Source organism: Luteimonas sp. Soil_C_16, assembly GCF_057657295.1.
Window position 1 is genome coordinate 207,849 of record NZ_JBDGIS010000006.1, and the last position, 14,506, is coordinate 222,354.

Sequence of the window (14,506 nt, forward strand, 5' to 3'; positions counted from 1 at the left end):
CCTCGCGTCGATGACCTGCGCGCTGCGCAGACATGCGCACCGCCCAGCCCGGAAACGAGGAACGGCCGCCGCTGCATGCGCAGCGACGGCCGTCCGGTTTCAACAGGACGCGCGACTCAGTGCTTCACGCGCGTCCGCTTGGTGCCTTCCGCGCGCGGCACGACCTTGCGGGCGGTCTTGCGCTCGACCTTCTGGCCGGGCGGCGGCGGCAGCGGACGCTCCAACGCCAGATCCAGCACCTCGTCGATGTACTTCACCGGCATGATCTTCATGCCGTCGGTGACGTTCTTCGGGATGTCGGCCAGATCCTTGCGGTTCTCCTCGGGGATGATCACGGTCTTGATGCCACCGCGCAGCGCGGCCAGCAGCTTCTCCTTGAGTCCACCGATCGCCGTGACGCGACCACGCAGCGTGATCTCGCCGGTCATCGCCACGTCCGCGCGGACCGGGATCTTCGTCAGCAGCGACACCAGCGTCGTCGCCATCGCGATACCCGCGCTCGGACCATCCTTCGGCGTCGCGCCATCGGGCACGTGCACATGGATGTCGTGCTTCTGCAGCACTTCGAGCTCGACGCCCAGACGCTCGGCGCGCGAACGCACGACCGACATCGCCGCAGACGCCGACTCCTTCATCACGTCGCCCAGCTGGCCGGTGAGGATGAGCTGGCCCTTGCCCGGCACCTGCGTCGCTTCGATCTGCAGCAGATCGCCGCCGACTTCCGTCCACGCCAGTCCGGTGACCAGACCGATCTCGTTGTCCTGCTCGGCGCGTCCGAAATCGAAACGCTGCACGCCCAGATACTTGTCGAGATTCTTCTCGGTGACCTTGATCGTCTTGATGCCCTTGGCCTTGCCCTTGCCTGTGGCGACCGGACCGGCGAGCGCGATTTCCTTGACCACCTTGCGGCAGATCTTGGCGATCTCGCGCTCGAGATTGCGCACGCCCGATTCGCGGGTGTAGTAGCGCACGATGTCGCGCACCGCGCCCTCGGACACCGTCAGCTCCTCGGCCTTGAGCCCGTTCGCCTTCAGCTGCTTGGGCAGCAGATAACGCGTGGCGATGTTGAGCTTCTCGTCCTCGGTGTAACCCGGAATCCGGATCACTTCCATGCGGTCGAGCAGCGGGCCGGGGATGTTGAGCGAGTTCGAGGTCGCGACGAACATCACTTCCGACAGATCGAGATCGACCTCGAGATAGTGGTCGTTGAACGTGTGGTTCTGCTCGGGATCGAGCACCTCCAGCAGTGCCGACGCCGGATCGCCGCGGAAATCGTTCGACATCTTGTCGATCTCGTCGAGCAGGAACAGCGGATTCTTGGTCCCGACCTTGTTCATGCTCTGCACGATGCGGCCGGGCATCGAACCGACGTAGGTGCGGCGGTGACCGCGGATTTCGGCCTCGTCGCGCACGCCGCCCAGTGCCATGCGGGTGAACTTGCGGTTCGTCGCCTTCGCGATCGACTGGCCGAGCGAGGTCTTGCCCACGCCGGGCGGACCGACGAGGCACAGGATCGCGCCCTTCATCTGCTTCACGCGCGTCTGCACCGCGAGGTACTCGAGGATGCGTTCCTTGACCTTTTCCAGGCCATAGTGATCGGCGTCGAGCACGTCCTGCGCGGACTTGAGGTCCTTGCGCACCTTGCTGCGCTTCTTCCATGGCACGCCGAGCAGCCAGTCGAGATAGTTGCGCACGACCGATGCTTCGGCCGACATCGGCGGCATCTGCTTGAGCTTGTTGAACTCGGCCTTCGCCTTCGCCTCGACCGCCTTCGGCATGCCGGCTTCGGCGATCTTGCGCGCGATCTCGTCGATGTCGCTCGGCGCGTCGTCGATCTCGCCCAGCTCCTTCTGGATCGCCTTCATCTGTTCGTTGAGGTAGTACTCGCGCTGCGACTTCTCCATCTGCGACTTCACGCGGCCGCGGATGCGCTTCTCCATCTGCTGCACGTCGATCTCGCCGTCGACGAAGCCGACCAGCAGTTCCAGGCGGTCGGCGGTGTCGGTCGCTTCGAGCAGGCGTTGCTTGTCGGCCAGGCGCACGCCTAGATGCGCGGCGATGGTGTCGGCCAAGCGCGCGGAATCGTCGATGCCGGCCAGCGTCTGCAGCAGTTCCGGCGGCAGCTTGCGGTTCGTCTTGACGTACTGCTCGAACAGGCTCATCAGCGAACGCGCGATCGCCTCGACTTCGCGCGGCTCGCGCGATTCGAGCGGCGGGATCGCCACGCCACTGCCGGCCAGCGCGCCTTCGTTCTCGCGGATGTCGCGCAGCCTGACGCGCTCGGTACCTTCGACCAGCACCTTGATCGTGCCGTCGGGCAGCTTGAGCAGCTGCAGCACCGTCGCCAGCGTGCCGACCTCGTAGAGATCGGCGGCACCCGGATCGTCGGTTTCGGCGGACTTCTGCGCCACCAGCAGGATGCGCTTGTCGGCCTCCATCGCCAGATCGAGCGCACGGATCGACTTGTCGCGGCCGACGAACAGCGGGATGACCATGTGCGGGAACACCACGACGTCGCGCAGCGGCAGGACCGGCAGTTCGTGGGTTTCGGGAGTACTGCGTGGGGGCATCGTCGTTCCTCGGTGTGGCGCCGTCCGGCGGGACAGCCCTGGCGGCCGTGCGGTCGCCCTGCCCCCGTTTATGGGGCGCGCCCGTCCGGGATGCAAGCGCGCTTGAATCGCCACATACGAAAGCGCCGCGGACCCGGAGGCACGCGGCGCGTCGTGAAGCGGTCTGCGTCGGAAAACGCGGCCCGGGTGCGTCGCCGGAACGTTTCGTTCCGGCGGTCGACTCAGTCGCCGGAGGCGACCTTCTGCTCGGTGGCAGGGGTCTCGTAGATCAGGTACGGCTCGGACTTGTGCTCGATGACCGACTCGTCGACGACCACCTTGCTGACGTTCTCCAGCGACGGCAGGTCGTACATCGTGTCGAGCAGCACCGATTCGACGATCGTCCGCAGACCACGGGCACCGGTCTTGCGCTTGATCGCCTTCTTGGCGATCGCCGAGAGCGCGTCCTGACGGAACTCCAGTTCCACGCCTTCCATCTCGAACAGCTTCTTGAACTGCTTGCTGATCGCGTTCTTGGGCTCGGTCAGGATCTGGATCAGCGCGGCCTCGTCCAGTTCCTCGAGCGTCGCCACGACCGGCAGACGGCCGACGAACTCGGGAATCAGGCCGAACTTGATCAGATCTTCCGGCTCCACGTCCGCCAGCACCTTGCCGACTTCCGCCTTGCGCTCGGAGCTCTTGAGCTTGGCGCCGAAGCCGATGCCGCTGGCGTCGGTGCTGCGCGCCTGGATCACCTTGTCGAGGCCCGCGAATGCGCCGCCGACGATGAACAGGATGTTCTTGGTATCGACCTGCAGGAACTCCTGCTGCGGGTGCTTGCGACCGCCCTGCGGCGGCACGCTGGCGACCGTACCTTCGATCAGCTTGAGCAGCGCCTGCTGCACGCCTTCGCCCGACACGTCACGCGTGATCGACGGGTTCTCGCTCTTGCGCGAAATCTTGTCGATCTCGTCGATGTAGACGATGCCCTGCTGCGCCTTCTCGGCGTCGTAATCGCACTTCTGCAGCAGCTTCTGGATGATGTTCTCGACGTCCTCGCCGACGTAACCGGCTTCGGTCAGCGTCGTGGCGTCGGCCATCGTGAACGGCACGTTAAGCAGGCGCGCCAGCGTTTCGGCCAGCAGCGTCTTGCCCGAACCGGTCGGACCGATCAGCAGGATGTTGGACTTCGCGAGCTCGACTTCGTCGTTCTTGCTGCGGCTTTCGATGCGCTTGTAGTGGTTGTACACCGCCACCGCCAGTGTCTTCTTGGCCCGTCGCTGGCCGATGACGTACTGGTCGAGCACTTCGAGGATCTCGCGCGGCTTGGGCAGCGAGCTACGTGCCGACTGCGCCTTCTCTTCGAGCTCCTCGCGGATGATGTCGTTGCACAGCTCGACACATTCATCGCAGATGAACACGCTGGGACCCGCAATCAGCTTGCGCACCTCATGCTGGCTCTTTCCACAGAAAGAGCAGTAGAGGATTTTGTTGCTGTCGCCGGAACGACCCTGACGGTCTTCGCTCATGCCTTGGCCAAATCTGTATTGCGGTTTCGTTTCGAGAATAGCACAGCGTCCGGCGCCTCCACCGGGAGGGCGCCGTCACGCAGATGCATGATGAATCAAGCGTTTAGCAGCGTCAGGCGGCAGTGATCGAGTCGTCGGGACGACGCTCGAGCACCTGGTCGACCAGGCCGTACTCACGCGCAGCCTGCGCGCTCTTGAAGTTGTCGCGCTCGGTGTCGCGGGCCATCGTCTCAAGCGGCTGGCCGGTGTGATGGGCCATGATCTCGTTCAGACGCTGCTTCATCGACAGGATTTCCTTGGCGTGGATGTCGATATCCGTCGCCTGGCCCTGGAAGCCGCCCAGCGGCTGGTGGATCATCACGCGCGAATTCGGCAGCGCATACCGCTTGCCCGCAGCGCCCGCTGACAGCAGCAGCGCGCCCATGCTGGCCGCCTGACCGATGCAGATCGTGCTGACGTCGGGCTTGATGAACTGCATGGTGTCGTAGATCGCCATGCCCGCGGTGACGATGCCGCCGGGCGAGTTGATGTACAGGTTGATGTCCTTCTCGGGGTTCTCCGCCTCGAGGAACAGCAACTGGGCGACGATCACGTTCGCCATGTGGTCGTCGATGCCGCCGACGAGGAAGATCACGCGCTCCTTCAACAGGCGCGAATAGATGTCGTACGCGCGCTCGCCGCGGCTGGTCTGTTCGACCACCATCGGCACCAGGTTGAGGGCTTTCGTCTCGATGCTCATCAATCAATTCCCGTCGGAGGAGCGTCCGGCCCACATGGACCGGACGGGGTGCGCGAGGTTCAGCCCTGTGGGCCGATCGCGTCCTGGAAGCTCAGCGCCTGCTCCGTGTGCTTGGCGCGCTCGGCGATCCAGTCGATCACCTGCTCTTCCATCACACGGTTCTGCAGACCCGACATCAGCTGGGGGTCATTGCGGTACATCTCAATGACCTGCTGCGGTTCTTCGTAGGTCGAGGCGATCAGGCGCATCGTCTCGTTCACGCGCTTGGGGTCGAGCTTGAGCTGGTTGCGACGGGCGACCTCGCCGACCAGCAGGCCGACGAGCACGCGCTTGCGCGCCGGCTCGAGGAACTCGGTGTGCGCATCGTCGGCGACGTTCGGATTCTGGCCGTTGCGACGGGCCTGCTCGACGGTCTGACGCAGCAGCGACTTGGCTTCGGACTCGACCAGCTTCGGCGGCAGTTCGACGTGCGCGAAGGCCGCGACCAGCTGCTCGCCGACTTCGCGACGCAGACGGTTCATCAGCGCGCCCTTGAGCTCGCGCTCCAGGTTGCTGCGGATCTCGGTGCGGAACTGCGCCATCTCGCCGCTCTTGACGCCGAAGCTGCGGATGAAGACCTGGTCGACTTCCGGCAGCTGCTGCTCGGAGACCTGCTCGACCTTGACGTGCACGGTGGCCTGCTTGCCGGCCAGCTGCGGCACGCGCCAGTCGGCCGGGAAGCTGACCTCGATCGCCTTCTCGTCGCCCTTGGCCAGACCGACCAGCGCGTCTTCGATTTCCGGGTACATCGCACCCGAACCGAGCACGGTGACGCCACGCTCGGCACCGTCGGCCGGCAGACGCTCGCCGCCGATCTGCGACCAGGTCTCTACGTCGACCGCGTCGCCCTTCTGCGCGCCACGCGTGACCGCGCTCCAGCTGCGGCGCTGCAGGCGCAGGTTCTCGATCATGCGGTCGATGTCGTCTTCCGCCACTTCGGCGGTGTGGCGCACGACTTCCAGCTTCTCGAGCTCGATGTCGCCGAAGTCCGGCACGATCTCGAAGGTCGCGACGAAGGCCAGTTCGCCCTCGCCCGCCTCGCCTTCAGGCGCGATGCGCGGAGCACCGGCGATCTGCAGCGAGTTCTCGCGCACGGCCTGATCGAAGCCTTCGCGCAGCAGACGGTCGAGCTCCTCGGCGCGCACCTGCTCGCCGAAGCGCTGCTCGACGACCTTGGCCGGCACCTTGCCCGGACGGAAACCCTTGAGACGGGTGGTCCGCGCGATCTCGCGCAGACGGCCACCGACCTGGGTATCCAGGCGTTCGGACGGCACGCGGAACGTCATCTTGCGTTCCAGGCTACCCAGCGATTCGACCGAAACTTGCATATCCACTCCTGCGCTTGCGGACGGGGCCGCATGACATCTGACTGTTGGGAATTGGTTCTGAACTCTGCCGGCCGCCCATTCCAGTGAGGCGGGCGACGGAACGGACTAGTTTGGCGGATTCGGGGCGTGGCCGCCACCGGTGCGGGCGCCAGGGCCCGACGCCGCATGCGATGCCTTAGAGCCCGGCGTCGACCGGATGGCCCGCAGGTACGCGCCTACTCCCCTGCAACTCGCGGAACGCGCGGCGCCACACGCCGCCTGCCAGGTCGCCCGCCTGAATCCACCGGGGCCGAGATGGTGCGAAAGGGGGGACTCGAACCCCCACGCCTTGCGGCACTGGTACCTAAAACCAGGGCGTCTACCAATTCCGCCACTTTCGCTTCGTGCCCGCCGCTGGCGAGCCGCGGCATGTTAGTCCATCGCCCGGATGTTTTGGCAGCGTCCAGACCGGCGGAGCGCATGGGCAGCCTGAGAACCGCAGGCCCCGTTCCGCCTCGAACGCCTGAAACGGAAAACGCCCGGCAATGCCTAGCGTTCTGGTGGAACTGGTAGGCCGTCCAGGGTGAGCGGGGGCAACTGCGCACCCATGTGCCCTGCGCATGGTCGGGCCTGCACAGCAGGCGAACCACGGGTTCGAATCCGCCTCGAAGCTTAAAACGAAAAACGCCCGGCAATGCCGGGCGTTTTTCGTGGAACTGGTGGGCCGTCAAGGATTCGAACCTTGGACCTATTGATTAAGAGTCAACTGCTCTACCAACTGAGCTAACGGCCCGATGAAGCGGGCGCGCATTGTAAAAAACTTTGCGCGCTTGGGCAACACCTTTCGTGTGTCACCCGATGAAGCAATGGGGTGGAAGACGGGATTTGAACCCGCGACCCCCGGAATCACAATCCGGTGCTCTAACCAACTGAGCTACATCCACCACAGCAAAAACGTGTCTCGTACCCTGGGTCGTGGCGCGCCCGACAGGAATCGAACCTGTAACCCCCGACTTAGAAGGTCGGTGCTCTATCCGGTTGAGCTACGGGCGCCAGTGCGTCGAATGATAAACGCGGCTGGTACCCGATGGTCGGGGTAGAGGGATTCGAACCCCCGACATCCTGCTCCCAAAGCAGGCGCGCTACCAGACTGCGCTATACCCCGCCGGAACAAGCGGTCGAACCTGACCCCGACACGGCCAGGGCCGTACGAAGGGCGCAATTGTACGACCGCCGCGCGTGCTGTCAATGCAGTGCAGCATACGGATGCACGTGTATCCTCCCTTCCGATCCGAATCCATGGACAGACAGGGGCGAAACTCATGCGCAGCGGCAATCCGGCACTGAAGGAATCCACCTTCCTCGATCTCGCCAGCGGCAGCGTCGTGTCACGCGACGGCGAGGCGATGACGCTCAACGGCACCGTCAACAAGACCGGCTTTCTGCTGCTGTTGACGATCCTCACCGCCGCGTTCGCGTGGTCGCAGGTCGAGTTCGGCGCCGACGGCCGTCCGCAGCCCGGCTTCGGCATCTACATGTGGGGCGGCCTGATCGGCGGCTTCATCCTCGCAATGGTCACCGTGTTCAAGAAGGAATGGGCGCCGGTCACCGCGCCGGCCTATGCGCTGGTGGAGGGCTTCTTCCTCGGCGCGATCTCGGCGATGTACAACTTCATGTATGAAGGCATCGTGCTGCAGGCGGTGATGCTGACCTTCGGCACGCTGTTCGCGCTGCTGGCCGCTTACCGCACCGGCCTGATCAAGGCGACCGAGAACTTCAAGCTCGGTGTCGTTGCCGCGACCGGCGGCATCGCGCTGGTGTATCTGGCGACGATCGTGCTCGGCTTCTTCGGCGTCTCGATTCCGCTGATCCACGAATCGGGCCTGGTCGGTATCGGCTTCAGCCTGTTCGTCATCGTGATTGCCGCGCTGAATCTGGTGCTGGACTTCGACTTCATCGAAACCGGCGTCGAACAGGGCGCACCGAAGTACATGGAGTGGTACGGCGCGTTCGGCCTGATGGTCACGCTGGTGTGGCTGTACATCGAGTTCCTGCGTCTGCTGTCGAAGCTGCAGCAGCGCTGAGCCACCCCGCTCCGCCACGAAGAAGGCGCCCGGATCGGGCGCCTTTTTTGTGGCGATGTCTGCGCGCGACGATCAGCTCCGCGTCGTCGGCGCCTCGACGGCGCTGGCGTCGCTGCGGCCGGGCCAGAGCATGAAACCGATGGTCACCACGGCGAGCAGCCAGCAGTAGTGCACGCTGCCGGCGAGCGCGAGCGGCGAGACCGACGCAAGCGAGGCAGCCAGCAGGATCTGCGCGCCGTAGGGCAGCACGCCCTGCGCGACGCAGGCGAAGATGTCGAGCACGCTGGCCGCGCGCCTGGGGCTGATGCCGTGCTTTTCGGCGATGTCGCGCGCGACGCTGCCGCTGACCAGAATCGCGACGGTGTTATTGGCGGTGAACACATCGGCCGCGGTCGACAACGCGGCGATACTGAACTCGCCCGAGCGCCTGGTGCGGCGCCCGCGTGCGAATTTCGCGATCAGCTGCGCGAGCCAGTCGAGACCGCCGCTGGCCTTGGTCAACGCCCCCAGGCCGCCGATCAGCAGCGACAGCAGCAGGATCTCGACCATGCCTTCGAAGCCGGTCCAGATGTCGCCCACGAACGGCACGACGCCGTAGTCGTCGGCGAACACCAGGCCGAAGCCGCCGGCCAGCACGATGCCCAGGCCCAGCACGATCAGCACGTCCACGCCCGCCAGCGCGAGCGCCAGCACGATCACGTAGGGCAGCATCAGCCACGCGGACGCGCTGCTCTCGGATTCAATCGGCGAGGCGCCGCCCAGCACGCCGAGCAGCACGACGGTGGCCAGCGCGGCCGGCGTCGCGATCTTGAAGTTCTCGCGGAACTTGTCGCGCATCTGCGCGCCCTGGGTGCGGGTCGCGGCGATCGTGGTGTCGGAGATCATCGACAGGTTGTCGCCGAACATCGCGCCGCCGATCACCGCGCCGACCACCAGCGCACGATCCAGCCCGGAGGCTTCGGCGACGCCGAGTGCGATCGGCACGACGGCGGCGATCGTGCCCATCGACGTGCCGATCGCCAGCGAGATCAGCGCCGACAACACGAACAGGCCCGGCAGGATCAGCGGTGCGGGAATCGCCGACAGCCCGATCGACACCACCGCATCCACCGCGCCGATCGCGCTCGACACGTAGGCGAACGCGCCCGCCAGCAGGAAGATCAGGCACATCAGCACGATGTTGGGATCGCCCATGCCGCGCAGCAGGATGTCGCCGGCCTGCAGGCCGCGGCGATGCGCGATCCAGGCGGCGAGCGCCAGCGCGGGCAGGATCGCGACCGGCGCACGCAGCTGGTAGAACCCCATCGCCTCGCCCTGCGCGGTGAAGTACAGCCCGGCGCCGAAGAAGAGCGCGAGGAACAGCAGCAGCGGCGTCAGCGCGAGTGCGCTGGGGCGGACGGTCATGCGGAGGAATTCCGGAAAGGGCGATGCGTGTGCGCATTGTGCGCAGGACGCGTCGGCCCGTCATGACGACCGGCAGGATGGCCTGCAACAAAAACGGGACGCCGAAGCGTCCCGTTCTTCCATCGCCGCGTCGCCGCTGCACGGCGCGCGGGAGCGGCAAGCGGCCCTTACAGGCGCGCCGCGATCGCCTTGGCGAACGCCATCGTGTTGCCGGTGCCGCCGAGGTCCGGCGTCACGCCGTCCTTGGCATCGAGCGTGGCGACGATCGCCTTGCGCAGGCGCTCGGCCTGCTCGGGCAGCGCCAGATGGTCGAGCATCTGCGCCGCGGCGAGCAGCAGCGCGCAGGGGTTGGCGACGCCCTTGCCGGCGATGTCCGGCGCCGAGCCGTGCACGGCTTCGAAGATCGCCGCGTCGGTGCCGATGTTCGCGCCCGGGGCCAGGCCCAGACCGCCGACGAGGCCGGCGCACAGGTCGGAAATGATGTCGCCGAACAGGTTCGTCGTCACGATGATGTCGAACTGCTCGGGACGCATCACCAGCTGCATGCAGGTGTTGTCGACGATCATCTCGTTGGCTTCGATGTCCGGATATTCGGCCGCCACTTCGCGCGCGACCTTTAGGAACAGGCCCGAGGTGCTCTTGAGGATGTTGGCCTTGTGGACGATCGTGACCTTCTTGCGACCGGTCTTGCGCGCCAGCTCGAACGCGTAGCGCACGATGCGGTCCGAACCCTTGCGGGTGATGCGCGTGATCGAGACCGCGGTCTCGCCGTCGGCCGAGGTTTCCTGGCCTTCGCTGATGTACGAGCCTTCGGTGTTCTCGCGGATCGTGATGAGGTTCACGCCATCGGCGAAACGCGAGCGCGTGTTCGGGAACGAGGTCGCCGGACGCACGTTGGCGTAGAGATCGAACTGGCGACGCAGTTCCACGTTGATCGAGCTGAAACCGCCACCGACCGGCGTGGTCAGCGGGCTCTTGAGCGCGATCTTGTTGCGGCGGATCGATTCGAGCGTCGCGGCCGGCAGCAGTTCGCCGTGCTTCTCGAGCGCCATCAGGCCCGCGTCCGCGTCTTCATAGGTGAGGCCGAGCTGCATCGCGTCGAGCACGTGCAGCGTCGCGTCCATGATCTCCGGGCCGATGCCGTCGCCGCGGATGACCGTAATCGTGTGCGTCATGTGGGGTGGGATTCCGTGCGCAGGGACGACGCGCAATGCGCGGCGTCGGGTGAGGGGAAGACCCGCCCATTATGCCCGAGGCGCCTGCCCCGACCCAAACGCAGGCACACCGGAGCGCGATCGCGGCATCGCGAGCGACGCATTCAGCGCGCCTCGCAGACGCACTCAATCGTGTGCGTGGCTAGGCGGCGTCCCGGCGTCGCCCTGCTCCAAACGATCGAGGAAATCGACCGCGCGGCGCAGGTGCGGGATCACGATGCTGCCGCCGACGACGAGGCCCACCGAGAAGGTTTCGAACAGTTCTTCGCGTGTCGCGCCTGCCTCCTTGCACTGCGCCACGTGATAGCTGATGCAGTCGTCGCAGCGCAGCACCATCGACGCGACCAGGCCGAGCAGTTCCTTGGTCTTGAGATCGAGCGCGCCGGCCTGATAGGTCTGCGTGTCGAGCGCGAAGAAGCGGCGCACGACCTGGTTGGGCTCGGCCAGGATGCGCTCGTTCATGCGCTTGCGGAACGCGCTGAACTCGGCGACGCGGTCGGTCTCGTTGTCGCCGCTCATGCGCCCGCGCCCTGGATCAGCGGCAGGAAGCCGCCCTTGCGGTGCAGCGCCATCATGTCGTCGTAGCCACCCACATGGGTGTCGCCGACGAAGATCTGCGGCACGCTGGTACGACGCGCGCGCGTGACCATGCGTTCGCGTTCGGCGACGTCCAGATCGATGCGCACCTCGCGCCAGTCCAGCCCCTGACTCTTGAGAAAGGTCTTGGCGGCGACGCAGAAGCCGCAGATCGCACTGGTGTACATCACGATCTCCGGCGCGGCGCCGGACGATGCGGTAGTGGGGGAATCGAGGGTCACGGCAGTCTCCGGAAACTTGTCGGGCGATTGTCGGTCAGATGGGGGTGCGGCGCCGTGTTTTCCATGCGGCGCCACGTACCGTCGCCTTAACATGGCATTCATGCCCTCCGCGCATGCCACCGGCATGCTGCACCTTCGCCGCCTGAACCGAACGAGCCGATGCGCCGAACCCAGACGCCCCACCGCCCTGCCCGCTTCGCCCTGCTGCCGCCGATCGCGGCGCTGGTGCTGGCGACGGCCGCGGTGCGCGCGCCGGCGCAGGACACGCGCCTGCCGGACATCGGTTCGTCCGCCGGCACCGTGCTCAGTCCGGCGAAGCAGTCCGAATACGGCCAGATGCTGCTGGCACAGCTGCGCCACTACAACTACGTACTCGAGGATCCGCTGGTCGATGGCTGGCTGCGCACCACCGGCAACCGCCTCGCCTCGTCGAGCGACCAGCCGCAGCAGCCCTTCACGTTCTTCATGATGCGCGACCGCAGCATCAACGCATTCGCGACCCTCGGCGGCTACATCGGGATGAACGCCGGCCTGGTGCTGGCGGCCGAGACCGAGGACGAAGTCGCCGCGGTGCTCGCGCACGAAGTCGCGCACGTCACCCAGTCGCACGTCCTGCGCGGCGTCGAGCGCGCGCAACGCGACCAGGTGCCGATGCTGCTGGCGATGCTCGGCGCGATCGCGGTCGCCTCGCAGAGCGGCAGCAATTCGTCCGACGACGCGGCGATGGCGGTCATTGCAGGTGCGCAGGGTCTCGCGATCCAGCGTCAGATCGATTACACGCGTTCCAACGAATCCGAAGCCGACCGGCTCGGCATCCGCACGCTGTCGCGCGCCGGTTATGACCCCGAAAGCATGGCTTCGATGTTCGAGCGCATGCAGGCGGTCTCGCGCACCAACCAGGGCGGCGATCGCGAACGTGTGCCCGATTACCTCCGCACGCACCCCGTCACCACCACGCGCATCAGCGAGGCGCGCGACCGCGCCGAGCGCATGGACCGCGACACCGTGCAGGTCACGACCTCGACACCCGAGGGCACGCGTACCGAACGCGTGCCGGTGAGCCCCGGCGCCAAGGCGCCTGCGCGCGGGTTCGGCAATCCGATGTTGCCGGTGGATCTGCGTCTGCCGGCGAATGCGCTGTCGGGCGTCGACGGCACGGCGTTCGGCTGGGCGCGCGAACGCCTGCGGGTGCTCAGCGCCAACACGCCCGCGCAGGCGGTGCGCGAGTACGAGGCCATGCGCCGCAACGGCACGCTGACCGATGCACAGCGTTATGGCCTGGCCGTCGCTCGGCAGCGGCTCAACGAACTCGATGCCGCAGGCAAGGCGTTCGGCGAACTGCTGGCCGAGTATCCGGGCGATGTCTGGCTGACGCTGGGTGTGGCCGAGACCGACGCGCGCGCCGGCCGGATCGCGGCCGCCGACCAGCGCTTCGAGACCCTGATCGACCGCATGCCGCGCCATCCGGCGGTGGTGCTGACCTATGCGGCTGCATTGGCCGAGCGGAATACGCCCGAAGCCGGGCTGCGCGCGCAGGCGATCCTGCGACCGCTGCTGAATTCCTCCGGTGGCGACCCGGCCTTCCAGCGCGCCTTCGCCCGGGCCAGCGAGACCGCCGGCGATCCGGTCCGCGCCGGCGAGGCTTGGGCCGAAGCCGCGGTGCTCGGCGGCCGCCCGGAGCAGGCGCTGATCCAGCTCAATACGCTGAAGAAGCGCGAGGATCTGGACTATTACGCCCGCACCCGCATCGATGCGCGGATCGCGTCGATCACCCCGACGGTGCTGGAGCTGCGGCGCCAGGGCATCCGGGACGAGGATCTGCGGCGGCGCTGAGTCGAGGGTTGTTGATCGGCGGGATCGACTGATTCTTGTCCTGCCCTACCCATGCGCGATGCGCGGCGACCCCCGGATCAGGTCCGGGCAGGCTTTCTCCCGGAGGGAGAGGTGTCGGCCTCCTGCGACATCGCCTGACCGCGCCGCATGACACCGGGCCGCGTCTGTCGCCAAACCGTCACAAAACTGTCGTGTAATGGCGCCATCCCACCGGCGCTATGGACCGATCCATGCAGAAACGCATCCTCATCGTCGATGACGAACCGGCGATCCGCGACATGGTCGCCTTTGCCTTGCGCAAGGGCGAGTTCGAGCCGATGCACGCCGGCGACGCGCGTGAGGCACAGTCGGCGATCGTCGACCGCGTGCCGGACCTGATCCTGCTCGACTGGATGCTGCCCGGGACCAGCGGTCTGGAACTGGCGCGCCGCTGGCGCAAGGACGCCCTGACCCGCGACATCCCGATCATCATGCTCACCGCCCGCGGCGAGGAGAACGACCGTGTCGGCGGCCTCGAAGCCGGCGTCGACGACTACGTGGTCAAGCCGTTTTCGGCGCGCGAGCTGCTGGCCCGCATCCGCGCGGTCATGCGCCGCGCCCGCGACGATGACGAGGACGGCAGCGTCACGGTCGGCGCCCTGCGCATCGACGGCGCCGCGCACCGGGTCTTCGCCAGCGACGCGCCGGTGACGATCGGCCCGACCGAATACCGCCTGCTGCACTTCTTCATGACCCACCCAGAACGCGTCTACAGCCGCTCGCAGCTGCTCGACCACGTCTGGGGCGGCAGCGTCTACGTCGAGGAGCGCACGGTCGACGTGCATATCCGCCGCCTGCGCAAGACGCTGGAGCCGAGTGCGCTCGATGGCATGGTGCAGACGGTGCGGGGGTCGGGGTACCGGTTCTCGGCGTCGGTCTGACGCGACGCGCGCCGCGCCCTGCTTTTGATCTTCGCGACGCCGCACTGCGCATCGAACACCCGGAGGGCGG

11 protein-coding genes and 5 tRNA genes are annotated in these 14,506 nt (G+C 66.5%); 3 read left to right on the forward strand and 13 right to left on the reverse strand.

Annotation, left to right across the window (positions count from 1 at the left end; translation table 11 throughout):
* Positions 1-116 precede the first annotated feature (116 nt).
* The 9 genes from lon to AC3A5T_RS13025 form a co-directional block, all read right to left on the reverse strand.
* A complete protein-coding gene (lon, locus tag AC3A5T_RS12985) occupies positions 117-2,570 on the reverse strand; it encodes an endopeptidase La (RefSeq protein ID WP_332077558.1) in 2,454 nt (817 codons plus the stop codon).
* A 221-nt stretch (positions 2,571-2,791) separates the two neighbouring features.
* The gene (gene clpX, locus AC3A5T_RS12990; protein ID WP_232150575.1) at positions 2,792-4,078 is read right to left on the reverse strand and encodes an ATP-dependent Clp protease ATP-binding subunit ClpX; all 1,287 of its coding nucleotides are present in this window, start codon (positions 4,076-4,078) and stop codon (positions 2,792-2,794) included.
* Between the two features lie 112 nt (positions 4,079-4,190).
* Positions 4,191-4,817 carry an ATP-dependent Clp endopeptidase proteolytic subunit ClpP gene (gene clpP / locus AC3A5T_RS12995; RefSeq protein ID WP_487628929.1) on the reverse strand — a complete coding sequence of 209 codons (627 nt, stop codon included), beginning with the start codon at positions 4,815-4,817 and terminating at the stop codon, positions 4,191-4,193.
* A gap of 59 nt (positions 4,818-4,876) precedes the next feature.
* Complete coding sequence (tig, locus tag AC3A5T_RS13000; RefSeq protein ID WP_487628930.1) at positions 4,877-6,184, reverse strand: trigger factor; 1,308 nt, start codon at positions 6,182-6,184, stop codon at positions 4,877-4,879.
* A 295-nt stretch (positions 6,185-6,479) separates the two neighbouring features.
* Positions 6,480-6,564: transfer RNA gene (locus AC3A5T_RS13005), tRNA-Leu, on the reverse strand.
* A 316-nt stretch (positions 6,565-6,880) separates the two neighbouring features.
* A tRNA-Lys gene (locus AC3A5T_RS13010) sits at positions 6,881-6,956 on the reverse strand.
* Positions 6,957-7,030: 74 nt separating this feature from the next.
* Positions 7,031-7,107: transfer RNA gene (locus AC3A5T_RS13015), tRNA-His, on the reverse strand.
* A 32-nt stretch (positions 7,108-7,139) separates the two neighbouring features.
* A tRNA-Arg gene (locus AC3A5T_RS13020) sits at positions 7,140-7,216 on the reverse strand.
* Between the two features lie 35 nt (positions 7,217-7,251).
* A tRNA-Pro gene (locus tag AC3A5T_RS13025) sits at positions 7,252-7,328 on the reverse strand.
* A 157-nt stretch (positions 7,329-7,485) separates the two neighbouring features.
* Between AC3A5T_RS13025 and AC3A5T_RS13030 the strand changes: the two genes are divergently transcribed.
* Positions 7,486-8,247 (forward strand): Bax inhibitor-1/YccA family protein, encoded by a 762-nt coding sequence (locus AC3A5T_RS13030; protein WP_332077634.1) that lies wholly within the window; start codon positions 7,486-7,488, stop codon positions 8,245-8,247.
* Between the two features lie 72 nt (positions 8,248-8,319).
* On the opposite strand, the gene AC3A5T_RS13035 is transcribed toward AC3A5T_RS13030, so the two are convergent.
* From AC3A5T_RS13035 to grxC, 4 genes are all read right to left on the reverse strand, one after another.
* Complete coding sequence (locus AC3A5T_RS13035) at positions 8,320-9,651, reverse strand: Na+/H+ antiporter NhaC family protein (protein WP_487628931.1); 1,332 nt, start codon at positions 9,649-9,651, stop codon at positions 8,320-8,322.
* A 167-nt stretch (positions 9,652-9,818) separates the two neighbouring features.
* Positions 9,819-10,826: an isocitrate dehydrogenase gene (locus tag AC3A5T_RS13040; RefSeq protein WP_332077636.1), complete on the reverse strand. Its 1,008-nt coding sequence runs from the start codon at positions 10,824-10,826 to the stop codon at positions 9,819-9,821.
* Positions 10,827-10,991: 165 nt separating this feature from the next.
* Entirely contained in the window at positions 10,992-11,384 is a 393-nt protein-coding gene (locus tag AC3A5T_RS13045; RefSeq protein ID WP_487628932.1) for a carboxymuconolactone decarboxylase family protein, read from the reverse strand.
* Positions 11,381-11,629 (reverse strand): glutaredoxin 3, encoded by a 249-nt coding sequence (grxC, locus tag AC3A5T_RS13050; RefSeq protein ID WP_487628981.1) that lies wholly within the window; start codon positions 11,627-11,629, stop codon positions 11,381-11,383. The genes AC3A5T_RS13045 and grxC overlap by 4 nt, the downstream gene beginning before the upstream one ends.
* A 213-nt stretch (positions 11,630-11,842) precedes the next feature.
* On the opposite strand from grxC, the gene AC3A5T_RS13055 reads away from it, so the two are divergent.
* The gene (locus AC3A5T_RS13055; protein WP_487628933.1) at positions 11,843-13,516 is read left to right on the forward strand and encodes a M48 family metalloprotease; all 1,674 of its coding nucleotides are present in this window, start codon (positions 11,843-11,845) and stop codon (positions 13,514-13,516) included.
* Positions 13,517-13,746: 230 nt separating this feature from the next.
* Positions 13,747-14,436, forward strand: a complete 690-nt coding sequence (gene phoB / locus AC3A5T_RS13060) for a phosphate regulon transcriptional regulator PhoB (RefSeq protein WP_232138165.1) — start codon at positions 13,747-13,749, stop codon at positions 14,434-14,436.
* The last annotated feature ends 70 nt before the right edge of the window (positions 14,437-14,506 follow it).

Coding starts and splice junctions, on each gene's coding strand:
- lon (WP_332077558.1), bottom strand. CDS start 2,570: ATGCCCCCACGCAGTACTCCCGAAACCCACGAACTGCCGGTCCTGCCG.
- clpX (WP_232150575.1), bottom strand. CDS start 4,078: ATGAGCGAAGACCGTCAGGGTCGTTCCGGCGACAGCAACAAAATCCTC.
- clpP (WP_487628929.1), bottom strand. CDS start 4,817: ATGAGCATCGAGACGAAAGCCCTCAACCTGGTGCCGATGGTGGTCGAA.
- tig (WP_487628930.1), bottom strand. CDS start 6,184: ATGCAAGTTTCGGTCGAATCGCTGGGTAGCCTGGAACGCAAGATGACG.
- AC3A5T_RS13030 (WP_332077634.1), top strand. CDS start 7,486: ATGCGCAGCGGCAATCCGGCACTGAAGGAATCCACCTTCCTCGATCTC.
- AC3A5T_RS13035 (WP_487628931.1), bottom strand. CDS start 9,651: ATGACCGTCCGCCCCAGCGCACTCGCGCTGACGCCGCTGCTGCTGTTC.
- AC3A5T_RS13040 (WP_332077636.1), bottom strand. CDS start 10,826: ATGACGCACACGATTACGGTCATCCGCGGCGACGGCATCGGCCCGGAG.
- AC3A5T_RS13045 (WP_487628932.1), bottom strand. CDS start 11,384: ATGAGCGGCGACAACGAGACCGACCGCGTCGCCGAGTTCAGCGCGTTC.
- grxC (WP_487628981.1), bottom strand. CDS start 11,629: ATGTACACCAGTGCGATCTGCGGCTTCTGCGTCGCCGCCAAGACCTTT.
- AC3A5T_RS13055 (WP_487628933.1), top strand. CDS start 11,843: ATGCGCCGAACCCAGACGCCCCACCGCCCTGCCCGCTTCGCCCTGCTG.
- phoB (WP_232138165.1), top strand. CDS start 13,747: ATGCAGAAACGCATCCTCATCGTCGATGACGAACCGGCGATCCGCGAC.